This is a genomic window from Companilactobacillus sp. RD055328 (assembly GCF_022835675.1).
GTDB lineage: Bacteria > Bacillota > Bacilli > Lactobacillales > Lactobacillaceae > BQUT01.
Genome location: NZ_BQUT01000001.1, coordinates 71,367 through 90,495, shown reverse-complemented (window position 1 = coordinate 90,495; position 19,129 = coordinate 71,367). Strand labels below are relative to the sequence as shown.

21 protein-coding genes and 1 riboswitch are annotated in these 19,129 nt (G+C 33.6%); of the genes, 20 read left to right on the top strand and 1 reads right to left on the bottom strand.

All coding sequences use genetic code 11. The features are described 5' to 3' along the window. The first annotated feature begins 38 nt into the window (after positions 1 to 38). From dnaX to tsaD, 15 genes are all read left to right on the top strand, one after another. On the top strand, positions 39 to 1,754 hold the full coding sequence (gene dnaX / locus RD055328_RS00415) for a DNA polymerase III subunit gamma/tau (protein WP_244086859.1): 1,716 nt from the start codon (positions 39 to 41) through the stop codon (positions 1,752 to 1,754). A gap of 18 nt (positions 1,755 to 1,772) precedes the next feature. Beyond that, complete coding sequence (locus RD055328_RS00410) at positions 1,773 to 2,078, top strand: YbaB/EbfC family nucleoid-associated protein (RefSeq protein ID WP_244087143.1); 306 nt, start codon at positions 1,773 to 1,775, stop codon at positions 2,076 to 2,078. A 1-nt stretch (position 2,079) separates the two neighbouring features. Beyond that, positions 2,080 to 2,679: a recombination mediator RecR gene (recR, locus tag RD055328_RS00405; protein WP_244086858.1), complete on the top strand. Its 600-nt coding sequence runs from the start codon at positions 2,080 to 2,082 to the stop codon at positions 2,677 to 2,679. A gap of 2 nt (positions 2,680 to 2,681) precedes the next feature. Beyond that, positions 2,682 to 2,894 carry a YaaL family protein gene (locus tag RD055328_RS00400; protein WP_244086857.1) on the top strand — a complete coding sequence of 71 codons (213 nt, stop codon included), beginning with the start codon at positions 2,682 to 2,684 and terminating at the stop codon, positions 2,892 to 2,894. A gap of 72 nt (positions 2,895 to 2,966) precedes the next feature. Beyond that, a complete protein-coding gene (gene tmk / locus RD055328_RS00395; protein WP_244086856.1) occupies positions 2,967 to 3,614 on the top strand; it encodes a dTMP kinase in 648 nt (215 codons plus the stop codon). 13 nt (positions 3,615 to 3,627) lie between these two features. Then, positions 3,628 to 3,951 (top strand): cyclic-di-AMP receptor, encoded by a 324-nt coding sequence (locus RD055328_RS00390; RefSeq protein WP_244086855.1) that lies wholly within the window; start codon positions 3,628 to 3,630, stop codon positions 3,949 to 3,951. A gap of 14 nt (positions 3,952 to 3,965) precedes the next feature. Beyond that, on the top strand, positions 3,966 to 4,922 hold the full coding sequence (locus tag RD055328_RS00385; RefSeq protein WP_244086854.1) for an AAA family ATPase: 957 nt from the start codon (positions 3,966 to 3,968) through the stop codon (positions 4,920 to 4,922). 3 nt (positions 4,923 to 4,925) lie between these two features. Beyond that, positions 4,926 to 5,267 carry a DNA replication initiation control protein YabA gene (locus tag RD055328_RS00380; protein WP_244086853.1) on the top strand — a complete coding sequence of 114 codons (342 nt, stop codon included), beginning with the start codon at positions 4,926 to 4,928 and terminating at the stop codon, positions 5,265 to 5,267. Between the two features lie 10 nt (positions 5,268 to 5,277). Continuing rightward, positions 5,278 to 6,138 (top strand): 16S rRNA (cytidine(1402)-2'-O)-methyltransferase, encoded by an 861-nt coding sequence (rsmI, locus tag RD055328_RS00375; protein WP_244086852.1) that lies wholly within the window; start codon positions 5,278 to 5,280, stop codon positions 6,136 to 6,138. 15 nt (positions 6,139 to 6,153) lie between these two features. Further along, on the top strand, positions 6,154 to 6,879 hold the full coding sequence (locus RD055328_RS00370) for an acyl-[acyl-carrier-protein] thioesterase (protein WP_244086851.1): 726 nt from the start codon (positions 6,154 to 6,156) through the stop codon (positions 6,877 to 6,879). 99 nt (positions 6,880 to 6,978) lie between these two features. Next, a riboswitch (THF riboswitch) is annotated at positions 6,979 to 7,073 on the top strand. Positions 7,074 to 7,108: 35 nt separating this feature from the next. Further along, positions 7,109 to 7,636, top strand: a complete 528-nt coding sequence (locus tag RD055328_RS00365; RefSeq protein WP_244086850.1) for a folate family ECF transporter S component — start codon at positions 7,109 to 7,111, stop codon at positions 7,634 to 7,636. A gap of 110 nt (positions 7,637 to 7,746) precedes the next feature. Beyond that, positions 7,747 to 8,742, top strand: a complete 996-nt coding sequence (locus tag RD055328_RS00360; protein WP_244086849.1) for a YhdH/YhfP family quinone oxidoreductase — start codon at positions 7,747 to 7,749, stop codon at positions 8,740 to 8,742. 62 nt (positions 8,743 to 8,804) lie between these two features. After that, entirely contained in the window at positions 8,805 to 9,512 is a 708-nt protein-coding gene (gene tsaB / locus RD055328_RS00355; RefSeq protein WP_244086848.1) for a tRNA (adenosine(37)-N6)-threonylcarbamoyltransferase complex dimerization subunit type 1 TsaB, read from the top strand. Then, positions 9,496 to 10,020, top strand: a complete 525-nt coding sequence (rimI, locus tag RD055328_RS00350) for a ribosomal protein S18-alanine N-acetyltransferase (protein WP_244086847.1) — start codon at positions 9,496 to 9,498, stop codon at positions 10,018 to 10,020. The genes tsaB and rimI overlap by 17 nt, the downstream gene beginning before the upstream one ends. Before the next feature lie 9 nt (positions 10,021 to 10,029). Then, the gene (tsaD, locus tag RD055328_RS00345) at positions 10,030 to 11,043 is read left to right on the top strand and encodes a tRNA (adenosine(37)-N6)-threonylcarbamoyltransferase complex transferase subunit TsaD (protein ID WP_244086846.1); all 1,014 of its coding nucleotides are present in this window, start codon (positions 10,030 to 10,032) and stop codon (positions 11,041 to 11,043) included. A 29-nt stretch (positions 11,044 to 11,072) separates the two neighbouring features. On the opposite strand, the gene RD055328_RS00340 is transcribed toward tsaD, so the two are convergent. Next, positions 11,073 to 12,989 carry an ABC-F family ATP-binding cassette domain-containing protein gene (locus RD055328_RS00340; protein WP_244086845.1) on the bottom strand — a complete coding sequence of 639 codons (1,917 nt, stop codon included), beginning with the start codon at positions 12,987 to 12,989 and terminating at the stop codon, positions 11,073 to 11,075. Between the two features lie 138 nt (positions 12,990 to 13,127). Between RD055328_RS00340 and RD055328_RS00335 the strand changes: the two genes are divergently transcribed. The 5 genes from RD055328_RS00335 (at position 13,128) to manA (ending at position 18,804) form a co-directional block, all read left to right on the top strand. Further along, positions 13,128 to 13,757 (top strand): redox-sensing transcriptional repressor Rex, encoded by a 630-nt coding sequence (locus RD055328_RS00335; protein WP_244086844.1) that lies wholly within the window; start codon positions 13,128 to 13,130, stop codon positions 13,755 to 13,757. A gap of 168 nt (positions 13,758 to 13,925) precedes the next feature. Then, positions 13,926 to 15,812 (top strand): transcription antiterminator, encoded by a 1,887-nt coding sequence (locus tag RD055328_RS00330; protein WP_244086843.1) that lies wholly within the window; start codon positions 13,926 to 13,928, stop codon positions 15,810 to 15,812. Further along, positions 15,812 to 16,276, top strand: a complete 465-nt coding sequence (locus RD055328_RS00325) for a PTS sugar transporter subunit IIA (protein ID WP_244086842.1) — start codon at positions 15,812 to 15,814, stop codon at positions 16,274 to 16,276. Before RD055328_RS00330 ends, RD055328_RS00325 begins: the two co-directional genes overlap by 1 nt. 11 nt (positions 16,277 to 16,287) lie before the next feature. Beyond that, the gene (locus RD055328_RS00320) at positions 16,288 to 17,715 is read left to right on the top strand and encodes a PTS fructose transporter subunit IIC (RefSeq protein ID WP_244086841.1); all 1,428 of its coding nucleotides are present in this window, start codon (positions 16,288 to 16,290) and stop codon (positions 17,713 to 17,715) included. 117 nt (positions 17,716 to 17,832) lie between these two features. Beyond that, positions 17,833 to 18,804 carry a mannose-6-phosphate isomerase, class I gene (manA, locus tag RD055328_RS00315; protein WP_244086840.1) on the top strand — a complete coding sequence of 324 codons (972 nt, stop codon included), beginning with the start codon at positions 17,833 to 17,835 and terminating at the stop codon, positions 18,802 to 18,804. The last annotated feature ends 325 nt before the right edge of the window (positions 18,805 to 19,129 follow it).

Here is a 19,129-nt window from a genome sequence, read left to right as displayed (position 1 = left end):
GTATAATTATTATATTAGATTTATTAAGGGGTCATTAGATGGCATATCAAGCGTTATATCGAGTTTTTAGACCACAAGATTTCAGTAGTGTTGTGGGACAAGAGGTTATTACTAAGACATTAAAAAATGCCGTAGCAAACAAGAAAACTAGTCATGCGTATTTATTCTGTGGACCACGTGGAACAGGTAAAACGTCAATGGCTAAGATTTTGGCTAAGGCTATTAACTGTCTAAATCCTAAAGATGGTGAACCTTGTAATGCGTGTGAAATATGTCTTGATGCTAATGAAAATCGCTTAAATGATATTATCGAAATCGATGCGGCTTCTAATAATGGGGTTGAAGAGATTCGTGATATAAGAGATAAGGCTAAATATGCTCCTACGCAAGCTGAGTACAAAGTCTACATCATTGATGAGGTACATATGCTTTCCCAAGGTGCATTTAATGCGCTACTAAAGACTTTAGAAGAACCACCCGCAAAAGTTGTATTTATTTTAGCAACAACCGAACCGCAAAAAATTCCGGCAACTATTATTTCTAGAACGCAACGTTTTGATTTTCGCCGAATTAGTAAAAAAGAAATTATGGTTCGCTTAGAGTATGTTCTTAATAATCAAGAAACTAAGTTTGACGCTGAAGCAGTTAATGTTATTGCGACTGCTGCTGAAGGTGGAATGCGTGATGCGTTGAGTATTATGGATCAGGCAATTTCTTTTGGTGATAACGAGCTAACTATAGACAATACATTACAAGTAACTGGTGCATTACGAAATGATCAATTAATTGGATATATTAAAGATATCGCTAATTGTAGTACTGCTAATGCCTTGCAGAAACTTAACGAAATATTAGCTGATGGCCGATCACCACAAAGATTATCTGAAAGTATTATTACTATTTGTCGAGATTTGATTTTATTGAAGTCAGGTAATGATGAACAAATATCACAACCTGCTATATTGAATGACTTGAATGAAATGAAAGATCAATTTAGCCAAGAGCGATTATTTAACATAGTTAATATTGTCAGCGATACTCAACGCAATTTGAAGAATTCTAATCAAATTGATATTTATTTAGAAATCATGACTGTTAAATCTTGTACCGATAATAAGAGTGTTGATACAACATCAGTTCAAGCGGTTGAATCTCCTGAATTACTTGATAAGGTTCAAAAACTTGAACAACAAGTTAAGCAATTAGAAGATAGTATTAATAACAATGATCAACCAACAGTAGTTGTTGATACCCAAAAACCCGTTACGCAAAAAAAAGTTCCCAAGACTACGATCGCTACTGACAAGACAGCGATTTTTGATGTCCTTAAAGCAGCAACTAAAGATGATCTAAATCAAGTTAGAGAAATATGGCCCGATATGATGCAGATGTTATCATCTACGCAAAAGGCGATGATGAATGTATCTTCTCCAGTTGCTGCTTGTAGTAATGGAGTAGTAGTGGCTTTTGATTTTGAAATTTGGTATAACAAAGTTACTCAAGATGAAGAGTTACAGGCTACTCTAAAATCTAATCTGGTAAGATTAGTTAATAAAGAAATGAACATTGTTTTGATTGCTCAAAGTCAATGGTCAGGTCTTCGTCAAGAATTTATTGAGTTACATAGTGATGAATTAACATCTGATAATTCTGAAGAACCATCGGAATCAGAATTTGCATCCGAACAAACAACTGCGGTCAAAGAAGCACAAGCAATCTTTGGTGCAGATAATATAAATATAAAAGAGGATTAGGTGATTAATATGGCAAAAATGCCCGGAATGCCCGGTAACATGGCGGGAATGATGAAACAAGTACAAAAAATGCAAAAAGAAATGGAAGCTTCACAAAAAGAACTTGATGAATCAACTTTTGTTGGTAAAGCATCTGATGGTCTGGTTGAAGTTACTTTTACTGGTAAACATGTTGTAACTGATATCAAAGTAGATCCTAAAGTTATTGATCCAGAAGATCCTGATATGCTACAAGATCTATTAATCATGGCAATTAATGATGGTGAAGAACAAATTGCTAAAGTTACAGAACAAAAATTAGGCAAATACGCTAAAGGATTATAATATGCAATATCCAAAACCAATTGCTAAATTAATTGAGAGTTTTATGAAGCTGCCAGGAATTGGTAGAAAAACTGCGACTAGATTAGCTTTTTATACATTGAACATGGATAAAGATGACATCGAAGATTTTTCGGAAGCTTTGATCTCAACGAAGGACAAATTACGTTTTTGTTCAATTTGTGGCAATATAACTGAAGAAGATATTTGTGAAATTTGCAAAGACAAGACACGTGACCAATCGACAATTTTAGTTGTTGAACAGGTTCGCGATATCATGGTATTTGATGAGATGAATACATTTGATGGTCTATATCATGTTTTAGGTGGTGTACTTTCACCAATTGATGGAATTGGACCTGACGATTTAAACATTAAATTACTAATTAATCGATTGAAAGAAAATCCTAACGTTAAAGAAGTAATTGTAGCAACAAATGCTACTCCTGATGGCGAATCTACAGCTATGTACTTATCACAATTAATTAAGCCGTCGGGAATCAAAGTTACACGCCTAGCTCATGGATTATCGGTTGGTGGCGACATTGAATATGCTGATGAAATGACATTGCAACGAGCTGTATCAGGACGCAGGGAGATATAAAAATGTTTGGTAAAAAGAAGTTCTATAAAGAAGCTGAAGATGAAAGATTATTAAATGATATAAATAATGTTCATACTAAGGTGACTAACTTATATGCTATTAAAGAACACGCAATTGATATTTCAGACGAAACATTACAAAGAATTAAGATTGAAAATGCTAAACACAGCTTTTTATACAAGCAAGCACGAATTAGAAATGTGAGTGCAAAATAAAAGAGACTTATGTCTCTTTTTTTTATGCGCTGATTAAAGTAAAATGATAGTTATATGAAAGAGGATATTAATATGACTAACGGTATATTTATTTCATTTGAAGGGCCAGATGGAGCCGGTAAAACCACAGCTTTGAATACGTTATTACCAATGTTAGAAGCTAAGACAACTAAAGAAATTATCACTACTCGAGAACCAGGTGGTAGTCCAATTGCTGAAAAAATTCGAGACTTAATTTTGGATGTAAAAAACTTAGAGATGGACGATCGAACAGAAGCGTTATTATATGCTGCTCAACGTCGTCAACATCTAGTGGATCGTATTTTACCAGCATTAGAAGCGGACAAAATAGTACTTAGTGATCGATTTGTCGATAGTTCAATTGCCTATCAAGGCGGTGGACGTCAAATCGGTGAAGCCGAAGTGAAAAGTATTAACGACTTTGCTATTGAGGATACTATGCCAGAACTAACAGTCTATTTTGATATCCCTTCAGAAGTTGGATTACAACGCATTAAAAAAGATCGTGATGGACAACAAGATCGCTTGGAAAAAGAAAAGTTGGAATTTCATCAACGAGTTCGTCATACATATTTAGATTTACAAGCTCAAGATCCAAAACGTATTAAAGTCATTAATGCGAATCAAGATCCAACACAAGTCGTCGAAGATGTATTAGAATTAATATTAACTAAATTTCCACAAGCTTTTAGTAAATAGGAGGATTTTACTTATGAAAATGATTATTGCAATTGTACAAGACAAAGATAGCGCTGAATTAAGTGATGCACTTATGGATGCCAATGTAAGAACAACTAAACTATCTTCAACAGGTGGCTTCTTAAGAGCCGGAAATACAACATTCTTAATTGGTGCTGATGATGATAAGATTGATGATATTTTAGATATCATTAAGAAAACATCACACACTCGTCAAGAATTTATGACACCACCAGTAAGCATGACAGCTGATGCTACAATTCAAACACCAGTCGAAGTTCAAGTCGGTGGGGCAACAGTTTTTGTATTGCCAGTTGATCAATTTCAAAGATTCTAAGGCTAATTTAATCTATGCGAGCAGATAATCGAATAATTCAAGAGTTTCAAAAAATTCTAAATAGTAACCGCCTTGCACATGCTTATTTATTTGAAGGTGGAAACAAAAAACAACGGCATGAAATGGCGTTGTTTTTAGCAAAGACTCAATTTTGTGAAAACTTGAAAGATAATCTGCCATGTATGGAATGTAATGCTTGTAATACTATTGATTTGAGTGATAATCCGGATGTTTTGGAGATTGATACCGAAAAACGTAGTATTGGTGTAGATGAAGTAAAGATTTATAAAGAATCAATGGCAACACGTGCAACTCAAGGCAAGACGAAAGTCTTAGTTATTAATGATGCACAAAAGATGACGCCACAAGCTGCTAATAATTTATTGAAGTTTATTGAAGAACCTGATGGTAATGTTTTGATTGTGATGCTAGCTAATTCGAAGAATCAAATTTTGCCAACAATCTTATCACGTGTTCAAACATTCAAGATTAGTGAGTCTGATAGTGATAGCTATATAGAAGAACTAAAAAAACGTGATTTCACAGACAGAAATATTCAAATTATTATTGAAACAACCGAATTAAAAACGGTTGAAGATATGACGGATGAAGACTTCACTAAGTTCTTAACGGAGACAAAAGACTGGTTTGTTAAATCTCTAAATGGTGATCTATCAGCATTTATAAAAGTACAAACAAATATCAAAAAAATGGCAGATAATAGAAAACAACAAGAGTTGTTTTGGGATTTAGTTGAACAATTATTTAGTGACGAAATATCACTTAAATATGACTTAAATCGTGAAAAGCTTCTAGATAGCGATGTAAATACCGCCATTACAACCACAAAATTAACTAATCAAGTAGACTTATATTTAGATACAATTACTAAATGGAAAAGCAACGTCTCTTTTCAGGCGTGTTTAGAATTACTAACTTTGAACTTAATTAATAGGGAAGTTGGAGTATAGTTTATGGCACAAAAAGATGAGTTCCAAAAATTTGATCAATTAGTTCAGCAATCACAAGACTTGAGTAAGAAACTGCAAGAAATGAAAGATAGTATTTCTGCATTATTGATTGAAAACGCGGAATTAAAAATTGAAAACGAAAATCTCCGTAATAGATTAGATGCGGATACGACTAATAGTAAAAAGACTAATGTAACTAATGCTCATCAAAATTTGGTGAAACTTTATAATAAGGGGTATCATATTTGTCGCCCAATGTATGGCGCACACAGAAATGAAGCCGAGGGATGTGCATTTTGTCTTGGAATTCTAAATGATACTGATAATAAATCAAAAGCGAATTGAGGATCAATAAATGAATGAACAAAAAAGTTTTCAAGATAATTCATTAGGTTCTCTTTTTTTAGTGCCGACACCTATCGGTAATCTTGAAGATATGACAATTCGAGCAATTAATACACTCAAAGAAGTAGATTTAATTGCCGCTGAAGATACAAGGAATACGGGAATTCTTCTCAGTCATTTTGAAGTATCAACTAAGCAGACAAGTTTTCATGAACATAATAAAGCTGAAAAAATTCCTGAGTTAATTAATAAAATGCAAGCGGGTATGAAGATTGCCCAAGTATCAGATGCGGGTACACCTAGTATTAGTGACCCAGGTAAAGAACTTGTGCAAGCAGCAATTGAGGCTGGTATTGCTGTAGTACCATTACCTGGAGCAACAGCCTCAACAACTGCCTTAATTGCTTCTGGACTTGTTCCTCAACCTTTTTATTTTTATGGATTCTTAGCACGAAAAGGTAAACAAAGAACTGAAGAAATAACTGATTTATCTAATCGAAGTGAAACTTCAATTATTTATGAATCACCGTTTCGAGTATTGAAGACATTAGTCGACCTTAAAGAAATCATGGGTTCAAATCGACAAATCGTTACCGCACGTGAATTGACTAAGATACATGAAGCATTTGTCCGTGGTAGTATTGAAGAAGTTGAGTCCTGGTTTATGGAGCATGAGCCTAAAGGTGAGTTTGTTATAATGATTTCAGGCAAGGATGATACATCAATAATGGAACTAACAGACGAGCAGATTAAGCTACGTGTACAGCAATTAATTGATGATGGGCAAAAACCTAAAGAAGCAATTAAAGAAGTAGCATTACTAATACAACGTCCCAAAAATGAAATTTATGATATTTATCATGAATTATAGAATGAAGGTAAGAAGATGACAGCGGATATCTATGAAGAAGTCCATAACGTTCCTTTCTTTTTTACAAATAGTAATGGCGAAATGAGTCTATCAGCGTTACTTAATTCAGTACTTTTAGTATCAGAAAATCAATTAGTAAAACTAAACCTTGATGGTGAAAGTATGCTTACTAATGGGTTTGGTTGGGTCGTCACACAATATCACATCGATATAACTAAGATGCCTAAGATTAATGAGCAAATCAAGATTTCGACGCAAGCTAAGAGTTACAATAAGTTCTTTTGTTATCGTGATTTTTGGATTAAAGATATGGATGATAATGTCTTGGTGAAAATTGAAAGCATCTTTGTTTTAATCGATATTAAAGATCGTTCAATTGCAAAAGTAAAAGATGAATATATGAATAAGTTGGGATCTGAAAAAGTTGCTCGTCCAGAAAAATTCCCGAGATTAAAAAAGACTGATTTCAAAGATAATGAACAAAAAATTCATATTGGATACTACAATATTGATATTAATCAACATGTTAATAATTCATATTATTTCGATTGGATTTTAGATAATATGGAAATGGACTTTTTGAAGACGCATCAAGTAAAAACTTTAGATATTAAATATGAACAAGAACTCACTTATGGAGATAATCCTTCTTCATACATGAAATTAGAGGATGATATTTCATATCACCGTATTCAAAATGGTGATAAGAATAATATGGAAGCTATGATTAAATGGCAATAGTATTAAAAAGCAAATCAATTGATTTGCTTTTTTTATTTAAATTAAGCACAAATAATATCGTTCGTATTTGGTTGTGGTATGATGAGTTTGTTTCAAAATAATGGAGTAGGAATTAAGGCGTCAAGTGCTGGTGGAACGGAATGTGAACACCGGACGAAGAGATGACTCGCGACCTTAGTTCCGCATTCGCCACGTTATTTGTGGCAGCTCTTAACAGGAGGTGTCGGTGATGAACAATGAAGCAAAAGGAAATGCCCTTCTCGTACGAGAATTGACATGGCTTAGTGCATTAATTGCATTGCAGATGATATTGGGTCGTTTAGAAGTAGGGCCAAACTTTGTGAAGTTTGGTTTTGGATTTATCGCCACGGCGTTAATCGGTTATTATTATGGACCGATTACAGGAGCAATTGTTGGTGTAGTAAGTGATATTGTTACTCATGTAATTTTTCCAGATCCAAGTGGATTCTTTTGGGGATTCACATTATCAGCGCTAGTCGCTGGGTTGATTTATGGACTAGTATTACATGAGAAAAAAATTACTTATTGGCGTGCTTTATTAGTCACAGTGATTGTTGTTGTAATAGTTAATACATTGATGAATACCTTGTGGATAAGCATGATGATGAACTTCTCTTTCTGGAAGTTACTTGCTCCACGGTTGATCAAGGAAGTATTAACAGTCATCTTTCAATCAATTGTAATATGGTTAGTCCTTGGTTGGGTTGACCGTTCCAAGTTTAGAAGAATTAAGTAAAGAGCTTCGGCTCTTTTTTTATTGCAAAAAAATAAGTAATTATTAGTTAGAATTTAATTGAGATATGTTATTTTAGAATGAACACGTGATTGATGAAAAGAGATATCAAAATGAATGAATTTAAAGCTTTAGTAGTAAGAGAAAACGAATCAAAAATAACACATCAAATAGAACAAATTAATGAGGATATGTTGTCTGAAGGGAATGTCTTAATCAAAGTCATGTATTCTTCAGTCAATTATAAAGATATGCTTGCCGTTCAAGCTAAAGGTGGAGTTGTTAGAAATTATCCAATGATACCAGGAATTGATCTGAGCGGAGAAATCGTTAAGTCTGAAGATCCAAAATTCAGTGTTGGTCAAAAAGTATTAGTAACTGGATATAAAATGGGAATGACAAAAACTGGCGGATTCTCTGAATATGCCAAAGTTCCTTCATCTTGGGTGATTCCATTACCGGATAAGTTAACATTAAAAAACGCAATGGTATATGGAACTGCTGGATTCACAGCTGCGTTATCAATTAATGAATTAGAAAAAAATGGCATGAAAGATAATTTGAATTCCAGAATACTTGTTACTGGTGCCACGGGTGGAGTTGGCAGCATTTCTTTACAAATATTATCCAAGATAGGTTATACAAATATTACTGCCATTGTTAGAAAGACAAAACAAATAGAAGTAGCCAAAAAATTAGGCGCCAATAATGTTATTTTATTGGAAGATTTTGACTTCTCAAAGAAGTTATTAGCTGAAGAAAAATTTGATTATATTTTGGATACGGTTGGTGGAGAATTGATTTCTAAGCTATTACCTTATGTTTCATATCAAGGAAGTGTTTCTTTGTGTGGGAACGCTGGTGGTAATAAGCTAGATACAACTGTGTTGCCATTTATTCTTCGTGGAATTAATTTATTAGGAATTGATTCGGTAAATGTTTCAAATGAAATAAGATTATCAGTTTGGAATAAATTATCAGATGATTGGGATGTAGCAGATTCACTATTATTTAATGAAGTAAGTTTCAATGAATTGTCAGATACATTAAATTCACTAAAAGAAGGTAAGCATTTAGGCCGAAGTATCGTGAGAATTAATGAAGTGTAATACTACTTTAGATTTGAAAAAATGATAAAATAATATATAGAAAAAATATAGGACTCACATATATGAAAACATTAGCTTTTGACACTTCAAATACATCATTATCGGTATCAGTAGATCAAGATGGCCAACAATTGGCGTCTTTTTTTAGTGATGAGAAAAAGACACATAGCGTAACTTTGTTACCTGCAATTGAAAAGACATTGCAAGATGCCAATTTATCAATAACAGATATTGATGAAATTGTTGTTGCTCAAGGACCGGGATCATTTACTGGTGTGAGAATTGCGGTCACTACAGCAAAGACTCTAGCATATACCCTTAATAAACAACTTAAAGGTGTTTCAAGCTTACAACTAATTGCTGCCAATATTACTGAATTTGAAGGTCTTATTGTTCCGTATTTCGATGCGAGAAGAAGCAATGTATTTGCGGGTGCTTATGAGCTTAAATCAGAAGAGTTAATTGAGGTTTTACCTGATGGACATTATGTAATTGACGATTTAATTACACAACTTGAGAGTCTAAAACGTCCGGTAATGTTTGTAGGAACTCCAATAGAAGAATTAACGACAAAAAGTGATAATTTAGATGCTCAATTCTCATCAGAATATATTCCAAATGCTCATAATTTAGTTAAACTAGCAAAATCAATTAATCCGGTGACTGATATTGATGCGTTCATTCCTAAATATCTTAGATATACAAAAGCAGAGTATGATTGGCTAAAGACTGGTGAAACTTCAGGAAAAGATTATGTTCAAAGAGTTTAAAAAACTATTCTTGCGACCATTTCTTTTTACAGATATGCATCTAATACATGATGGTTTAAGTTTAGATATAACAACAGCTTCAATTCATGATTTGGATGAAGTGATGACATTGCAATCTGCGGTGTATTTGGATTATCAACCGTGGACACGTCAAACGTATATGTACGAATTAACAAGAAGAAGTCATATATATTTACTGGTTAAAACAAACGACCAAATTATTGCAATTCTGGGTATTTCAACTAAGAATATTCAAGAAGCACACATAACAAATATTAGTGTATTACCTAGTTTTCAAAATAAGGGATTAGGACATTTGTTATTAGATATTTGTTTTAAACTAGTTCGTGAAGCTGATTTTTCTAAGTTAACTTTGGAAGTAGATGCGCAAAATACACGAGCAATTAAGCTTTACAAATCATTAGGATTTTACGAGACAAAATCTATCAAGAATTATTATGATAATGGCCATGACGGTTTAGAGTTGTGTAAACATATTAATAAGTAGGAGAGAAATTTGAAAGATACAATAATTTTAGCTTTTGAATCTAGCTGTGATGAAACAAGTGTTGCAGTTATCAAAAATGGTAAAGAAATCTTATCGAATATTATTGCTACGCAAATCAAGAGTCATCAACGTTTTGGTGGAGTGGTGCCAGAAGTAGCTAGCCGTCATCATGTTGAACAGGTAACTGCTTGTATTCAATTAGCGCTAGATGAAGCTAAAGTTAGCTATGATGACTTAGATGCAGTGGCAGTTACATATGGCCCAGGATTAGTCGGGTCATTGTTAATTGGAATTATGGCTGCTAAGAGTGTAGCTTTTGCGCATAATTTACCACTTATTAAAGTTAACCATTTGTCAGGTCATATCTATGCTGCCAACTTAGTGGCGGAATTAGAATATCCATTCATGGCGTTAATTGTTTCAGGAGGCCATACTGAGATTGTTATGGTGAATAATCCTGGAGAATTTGAACGATTAGGTGATACAAGAGATGATGCTGTCGGAGAAGCTTTTGACAAGGTCGGACGAGTAATCGGATTGCCTTATCCAGCAGGTAAGCAAATTGATGAAATGGCACAATTAGGTAACGATACATTTGATTTCCCACGTGCAATGTTAAAAGAAGATAATCTTGATTTTAGTTTTAGTGGATTAAAGAGTGCATTCATCAATACAATGCATCATGCTGATCAAATTGGTGAAGAGTTAGATAAGAATGATTTAGCTACAAGTTTTCAGGAATGTGTAGTTGATATTTTAACCGAAAAAACTTTTAGAGCATTAGAGAATCATAAGGTTAAACAACTTGTTGTAGCAGGTGGAGTCGCTGCTAATTCAGGATTAAAGAAACGCTTTGAAGAAGAAATTATTAAACGTAAATTAGATCTTGAATTAATCGTGCCACCTTTACGATTATGTGGAGATAATGCAGCGATGATAGGTGCTGCTGCTCAGATTGAATACGATCAAGGTAATTTTGCTGGATTAGACTTAAATGCCGATCCAAGTTTAGATTTTGAATAAAACAAAAAGACAGCCGTTGGCTGTCTTTTTTATTGTAATTCTTCAAGTTCTTCACTTTTTTCAGTCCATTGTAATTCAATGTCTGGAAGTTCTGCTTGTAATTGATCAAGTTCTTTTTGTAAGTTTGACATTTTTTCGTAATCATTAACGAGGTATTCATCAAACATTAATTTATTGATTTCACTAATTCTGGTTTCTTTTTCATCAATAATTGCTTCTAATTCATCAACTACACGTTGGACTTTACGGATTTCTTTTTGTTGTTCTTTACTCTGTTCGTATGATAATTTTTTCTCACTGATATTTTTAATAACTGGTTCATCTGAATTTTCTTCATCTTGTATTAATTGATTTTCACGTTTCTTATCAATGTAGTAATCATAATCACCAAGATATGCAATGCTACCTTCAGGTGTGATTTCAATGATTTTTGTTGCTACTGTATTAAGTAAGTAACGGTCATGAGAAACAAATAAGACAGTCCCATTGAACTCAATTAGAGCATCTTCTAAGACTTCTTTACTATCAATATCTAAGTGGTTAGTGGGCTCATCCATAATCAAGAAATTATCGTGCTCCATATTTAATTTGGTTAATAATAGACGAGCACGTTCGCCACCTGACAATGAAGTAACAGACTTAGTTACATCATCACCTCTGAATAAGAATGAGCCTAGAATGCTTCTCACTTCTCCTTCAGTCATTAAGGGATGTTCATCATGAATTTGTGAAAAAACTGTTTTCTTGTTATCAAGATTTTGAATGTTTTGATCGTAATAACCAGTTTGGACATTAGTACCGAAATGAACTTCACCTCTAAGTGCTGGAATTATCTCTAGAATAGTCTTAAGTAGAGTTGATTTACCAACACCATTTTGACCAATAATACCGATACGTTCATCTTTCATGACTTCAAAGTTGATTGGATCAGCCATGACATTTGCTTCATCGTAACCGATTGATAAATCTTTAACTTGCAGAACTTCTTTACCACTTTGCTTATCGGCAGTGAAGCGGAACCTTGCACTACCAGCTTCACCTAAAGGTTTCTCGAGGACATCCATCTTTTCTAATTGTTTGCGACGGCTTTGTGCTTGTTTAGTAGTAGAAGCACGAGCAATGTTCTTATCAACGAATTCTTGGAGTTTTTTTATTTCTTCTTGTTGTTTAGTATAATTTTTCCAAGCTAGTTCTTGGTTTTTCTTCTTTTCTTTTAAATAAAAAGTATAATTACCTGAATAATGAGTAGAACTGTGATGATCGATTTCAACGATTTCATTAACTACCTGATCTAAGAAATATTGATCATGAGAAACAATTAGAAGAGCACCATCATAACCACGTAGGTAACCTTCAAGCCATTCAAGCGTTTGAATATCTAAATGGTTAGTAGGTTCATCGAGTAACAATAAATCATGATGTTCTAATAGTAATTTGGCTAAAACTAAACGAGATTTCTCGCCACCTGAAAGTGTAGAAATTTGTTTGTTGTGTGTCTCTTCAGGAAACGAGAAACCAGCTAGAACGGAACGAATTTCTGCTTCGTAACCATAACCATTGTTGTTCTTAAAGTCATTTTGTAGTTGGTCATAACGTTTTAATAAATCAGGATCAGCAGAAGCCATTTGAGCTTCCATATTTCGAAGTTCTTTTTCTTGATCTTGCAAGTCTTTAAAGACTGTAAGCATTTCAGCATAAATTGTATTGTCAGAATTTAAGCCAGAAGATTGTTCTTGATAACCGATTGATAGGTTTTTACGCGTACTTATTTCACCTTCATCAGGTGGATTTTGCCCGTTAATGATTTTTAGTAAGGTAGATTTACCTGCACCGTTTCGTCCGACCAAGCCAATTCGTGAATTTTCTTGAATAGAAAAAGTTATATTAGAAAATAGTTTATCGACACCGAAGAAACGGGCGACTTTAGTGGCTTGTAATAGAATCAAATTTTTTCTCCTGAGTAATGTAAGTAAATATATTTTAACATCAATTCACAAAGTTAGTAATCTATATTGTATTTTTAGGGTTGGTTATATAAGATAGAGAGGGATAATAGTGAAGAGTTTAACAAGCAGGGGGAAGTTATGGATAAAAAAATACCAAAGGCTACAATTAGAAGATTGCCATTATACTATCGATATTTCCAATTTTTGAGGGATTCTGAGACTAATAAGGTATCTTCATCTGAATTGGCGGATGCTACGAAGATTGATAGTGCAACAATTAGACGAGATTTTTCATATTTTGGGACCTTGGGTAAACGAGGATATGGATATGATGTTGTAGAATTATTGGCATTCTTCAAGAAGCTACTTAATCAAGATCGACGTACTAATGTAGCTTTGATTGGTGTTGGTAACTTGGGTCATGCATTGTTAAATTATAATTTTTCACAAACTAATAATGTGAGAATTGCGGCAGCTTTTGATATTGATCCCCAGATTGTGGATACAGTTCAAAGTGGCGTTCCTGTATATAAAATGAGTGAAGTGGTAAAACAATTACAATTACAACAAATTGATGTCATTATTTTGTCGGTTCCAGCTTCAGTAGCCCAAAAAACAGCTAATGAATTAACTGCTGCAGGAGTGAAAGGAATTCTTAACTTTACTCCAGTTAGATTGACTGTTGAAGACGATGTACGGGTACACAATGTTGATTTAGCTAATGAATTACAAACATTAATATATTTCTTGGATAATTTTGAAGAATAAAAATATTTAAAAAGCTAGTAGGATATGAATTATCCACTAGCTTTTTGATTTGAATTAAGATTTTCTCCGCAATTTTTTTACTATTAAGTACTAAACTTGTCTGCATGCACAAATAAAAATGAATGTTATGATTTTAATGTAAGGGATTTCATAGAAAGGGGGTTGAAAATGACATTGCCGAAAACTGAGTTGAAAATGGCACAATATATTCTGGAAAATGAATGTGTTCATTACTCTGATTTAGTTAAAGAATTCAAAATATCAAGACCAACTGTGACCAAATATCTCAATCAGCTAACTGAAAGAATAGACAACTACGATATTAATATTCAGTTGAAACGTGATCGCTCAATAGGCATTCGCTTTGAAGGTGATTTAGATAAGTTGAATACTGTCTTTAATGAAAATGCAGATAATGTTGTGCCGGATACTCCAGAAGATCGACAAATGTTTATCATTGCTACACTGATTTTTAATAAGAGTAGAGTATCAATATCGCAATTGAGTGAGCAACTATATGTCAGTCGGCGAACTATTGAATCTGATCTAACAAAAGTACGAAGTTTTATTGCCGAAAATGGAGGACAGCTGGTAACCAATAATGGTTCGTTGAGTGTTGTTTTGCCAGATAAAATTAAATATCCATTTTTAATTGATGTAATACATCAATTCTGGGGTAATAAGCTTATGACTAGTAGTCATGAAAACGTGTTGTTTCCACCAATTTTGGACAGTTATTTTAAGCAAAGTGAAACCAAAAAAGTCTTCAAAATTGTTGATGTGTTTATTTCACAACATTCGTATAATCTGACTGATTATGAATATGAAACCCTTATAATTTATCTTATTTTACAACTTTCATTATCTAGTAAGAGCAGTTACGATAAGTCGCCAACACCACTAGAAAATGAGACTATTGAATTAAGTCATGATTTTAACAAGGCATTTAATTATCAATTAAATGTTGAACAACTTATTTATTTAAATAATTTTATTATATTAATTAAGTTGGAAAATCATAAAGAAATCAATCATGATGATGATTTCTTGAATTTGAAAGATGATATCAAAAAAATATTATCTAATGATTTCGATGAACAGCTAATTGAAGGATTGTATCAGCACTTGTCAGGTTCATTGCGCAGAGCTAAATTTGGGATGAATATTAATAATCCATATACAGAACAAATAAAAATAAAATTTCCGTTATCATTTGAAGAAGCATTGAATTTGATTACTAAGTTAGAACAAAGATTACAAATTAAGTTAAACGAAGATGAAGTGGCTTTTACAGCGCTACATTTTGAATCATATTTTGAACGACGACGTACACCTGATGCTCCAGTTAGTGCAGTAATTGTTTGTAACACGGGAATTGGTACTTCTAGATTGCTAGAAGAAAAAATTAATCAAAACATGAGAAATGCAATTAATGTTGAACGTGTTCTAAGAAGTCATGAAGTTAATAATTCGAATATCAATGAAGATTTAATTATTTCAACTATTCCATTAACAAATATTGAAAAGCCCTGTGTAATTGTTTCTCCATTTCTAACGGATAAAGACAAAGAAAAAATAAAAAAAGTGATTCAAAACATCAATTCTCAAAATGAATCATTTGATTATTTCACGGAATTATTTGATACAAACTTAATTATTATTGAAGAAGAAAAGCTTGGTTATGCTCAAGCAATAAGCAAATTAACTAGGGAATCCATAAACAATAGTTATGCGAATATTGGAATTGAAGAATCTGCGATGAATCGAGAGCAGGTTTCTAGTACAGCAGTTGAAAAAATTGCTTTGCCACATGCAGATACGAAATTCATAAAAAAACCATTCATAGCTGTAATGGTAGCAAAGAATGGTATTTCTTGGATGACGGAAAATGTAAAAATTGTATTCTTTATGGGGATGAATGATCAAGTAAGTCCATATATTCGAAAAATATATCATTATCTGAATGAAATAATTGATGACAAAGAAAAAATATATGAACTTGAAAATGCCCAAAGTACCACTGAAATTTTAAACATAATAACTGGAGAAAAGTAATGGCAAATGAAGTTTTATTAAAAGATTGTGTTTTGATTGACATGGATGTCAATCCAGCAAAAAAAGACGTTGCTCTAGCTCAAATAGCAAAACAATTAGGAAGTGTTCTAAATGTTGATGCTGGTCAAATTGAGTCAGGATTATTAGCTCGTGAAGAAGAAGGAACAACAGGATTTACAGATGGAATAGCTATTCCTCATACTCAAGTTCCTGACTTAGATGATGCACGAATTGGAGTAGTTACTTTTGCTAATCCAGTTGCTTGGGAATCATTAGACGGTAAAGATATCGAGATTGCTACAGTGTTATTAACACCTAATGGTAATGGTAATCAAGATCATCTTAAATTATTGTCAATGCTATCAAGAAAATTAATGAATGAAGAATTTGTAAGTGAACTACATGAAAACAAACACGACCAAAATGCACTCTTTAACATGATTGCTGAGATTGTAAACAAATAAGGAGAAATATTATGACAAAAAGTATTGTCGGAGTAACAAAATGCCCCGTTGGTATTGCTCATACATATATGGCTGCTGAAAAACTTGAGCAAGCTGCTAAAAAAATGGGTTATGACAAAGTGAAAATTGAAACACAAGGTGCTTCAGGAACAGAAGATGAATTGACAGCTGAAGATATTAAAAATGCTGAATTTGTTGTCTTTGCTGCTGACGTTGCCGTAGAAGGTATGGAACGTTTTGTTGGTAAGAAGGTTATTTTTGGTGACACACCTTCAGCTATTAAAGACTCTGAAGAACTAATTAATCGCATTAAGGACACACCTGTTTATCAAGGTGATGGCAAACAAGTTGCTAACGAAAGTAAAGATCCTGCACAAAAATCAGGTGGTCAAAAACCAGCAGTTAAACAATTATTGAATGGTGTATCACATATGATTCCATTCGTTGTTGTTGGTGGACTATTCATTGCTTTATCAATTGCTATTGGCGGACACGCTACAGCTCAAGGTATGGTAATTCCAGATGGAACAATCTGGTCTAAGATGAATGCTATTGGTGTCTTCGGATTCACATTAATGATTCCTATTTTGGCTGGTTACATTGGTGACGCTATTGCCGGACGTGCTGCTTTAGCTCCAGTTATGATTTCAGCTATGGTAGCTAACTCACCAGATATTTTGGGAACAAAAGCTGGTACTGGTTTCTTAGGTGCTATTCTTATCGGTTTTGCTGGTGGATATTTAGTTAAATGGATGAATAGTTGGAAAGTACCAAAGGACTTGCGTCCAGTTATGCCTATCTTTGTTATTCCACTACTAGGAACAGCAATTCTTTCAGGATTGTTTGTCTTCTTACTAGGTGGTCCAATTTCATGGCTGATGACAGCTCTACAAGACATGCTTACAGCACTTGCTAAGAACCCATCAACAAGTATTATTCTTGGAGCTATTATTGGTGTCATGGTTGCTTCAGATATGGGTGGCCCAATTAATAAAATTGCCTTCCTATTCGGTGTTGCTTCAATCACTGCCAATGCACCACAAATCATGGGAATCGTTGCATGTTGTGTTGCTGTACCACCATTGACTGTTGGTGTGGCTGCATCTGTACGTGGTAAATTGTTTAGTGAAGAAGAATCTTCAGCATCAATTCCAGCTATCTTAATGGGATTAATTGGTATTACTGAAGGAGCAATTCCATTTGCTGCTGCTAATCCAAAACGTGTATTTCCAAGTATCATGATTGGTAGTGCCGTTGCCGGAATTATGGGAGCTATCTTCAAAATTACAGATGTTGTGCCTCATGGTGGACCAATCGTTGGTGTACTAGGAGCTACAAATAATCTTGGACTATTCTTATTATCAATTGCAATTGGTGTTGCTGTTGGTGCAACTCTATTAATTATCTTGCAATCAAGAGCAGTGAAAAAAGCAAAATAAAAATTGAGATTAAATAAAAAAGATGCCAAATGGCATCTTTTTTTGATTGAAAACAGTTGTTGTATCCGCATACAATGATAAAATATTAGTTATACTAATCGATAAGAGGTAATTACTGTGGAACCATTATTCTTGAAACCATATTTTCAACCTAAGATCTGGGGCGGACGTAAGCTAGAAGAAATTTTTGATTATGATTTACCAGATGGCGACATCGGTGAATGTTGGGCTATTTCTGGTCACAGACATGGGCAAAGTACTGTCATTAATGGTGAATTTGCCGGAACACAATTAGGGGATCTTTGGAATGAACACCGCGAAGTATTTGGTAATGCTAAAGGGGATGTTTTTCCATTATTATCTAAAATTTTGGATGCAGAAGATAGTTTATCTGTACAAGTGCATCCTGATAATGCCTACGCCGCTGAACATGAAGGAAAAGGTGAATTAGGAAAGACAGAATGCTGGTACATCATTGATGCCGAAGAAGGCGCAGAGCTTATTTATGGACACAATGCTAAGACTCATGAAGAGTTGAACGAAATGATGGAGTCTGGTGACTGGGATCACTTATTGAAATATGTACCTGTTAAAAAAGGTGATTTCTTCTATGTTCCATCAGGAACAGTACATGCTTTGAACAAAGGAATTTTGGTTCTTGAAACACAACAAAGTAGTGATACAACATATAGAATGTACGATTATGACCGTGTAGATAAGGCAACTGGTGAAAAGCGTGAATTGCATATTAAGCAATCAGAAGACACAATAACAGTTCCTTTTACTGCTCCTAAGTTGGATATCAAAAAAGAGGAAATTGGTAAAAATACAATTACAACATTTGTACAATCACCAATGTCAAAATTCTTTGCTGTATACGAATGGCTAGTAAAAGATGAATTGAGTTTGTCCCATAGAGTAGGACAATATACACTGGCATCAGTTATTACAGGTTCTGGTAAGTTAGTTGTGGATGGAGTTGATTACGAATTGAACAAAGGGGATCATTTCCTAATTCCTGCACAAATCAAGGAATGGACAATTAAAGGTGACTTACAACTTATTGCAAGTGAAAGTGAAGAGAAATAAAATATTATTTTTATGGAAGTTGAGATTGATGATTAGTGCTTTGTAATCTCTTATAGATATAAGAATTTAGTGTTTCTTAAATCCGGATAGATGATAAATAAAAAAATCTGTTAATATTGCAGTTATAGTATTTTTGTTTGTTAGTCTAGTTTTAGTACTGTGTTGTTTTGAATACTTCCAAAATCAGGCTAAATTAAAAGGCCTTCTCATTAATGAGAGGGCCTTTTTTTGCAAATAAAAAAACACCGAGACGGTGTTCACCATAATGGTTGATAACGGACTATGCCTTGTTTTAACTTACTATGTTGTTTTGAATACTTCCAAC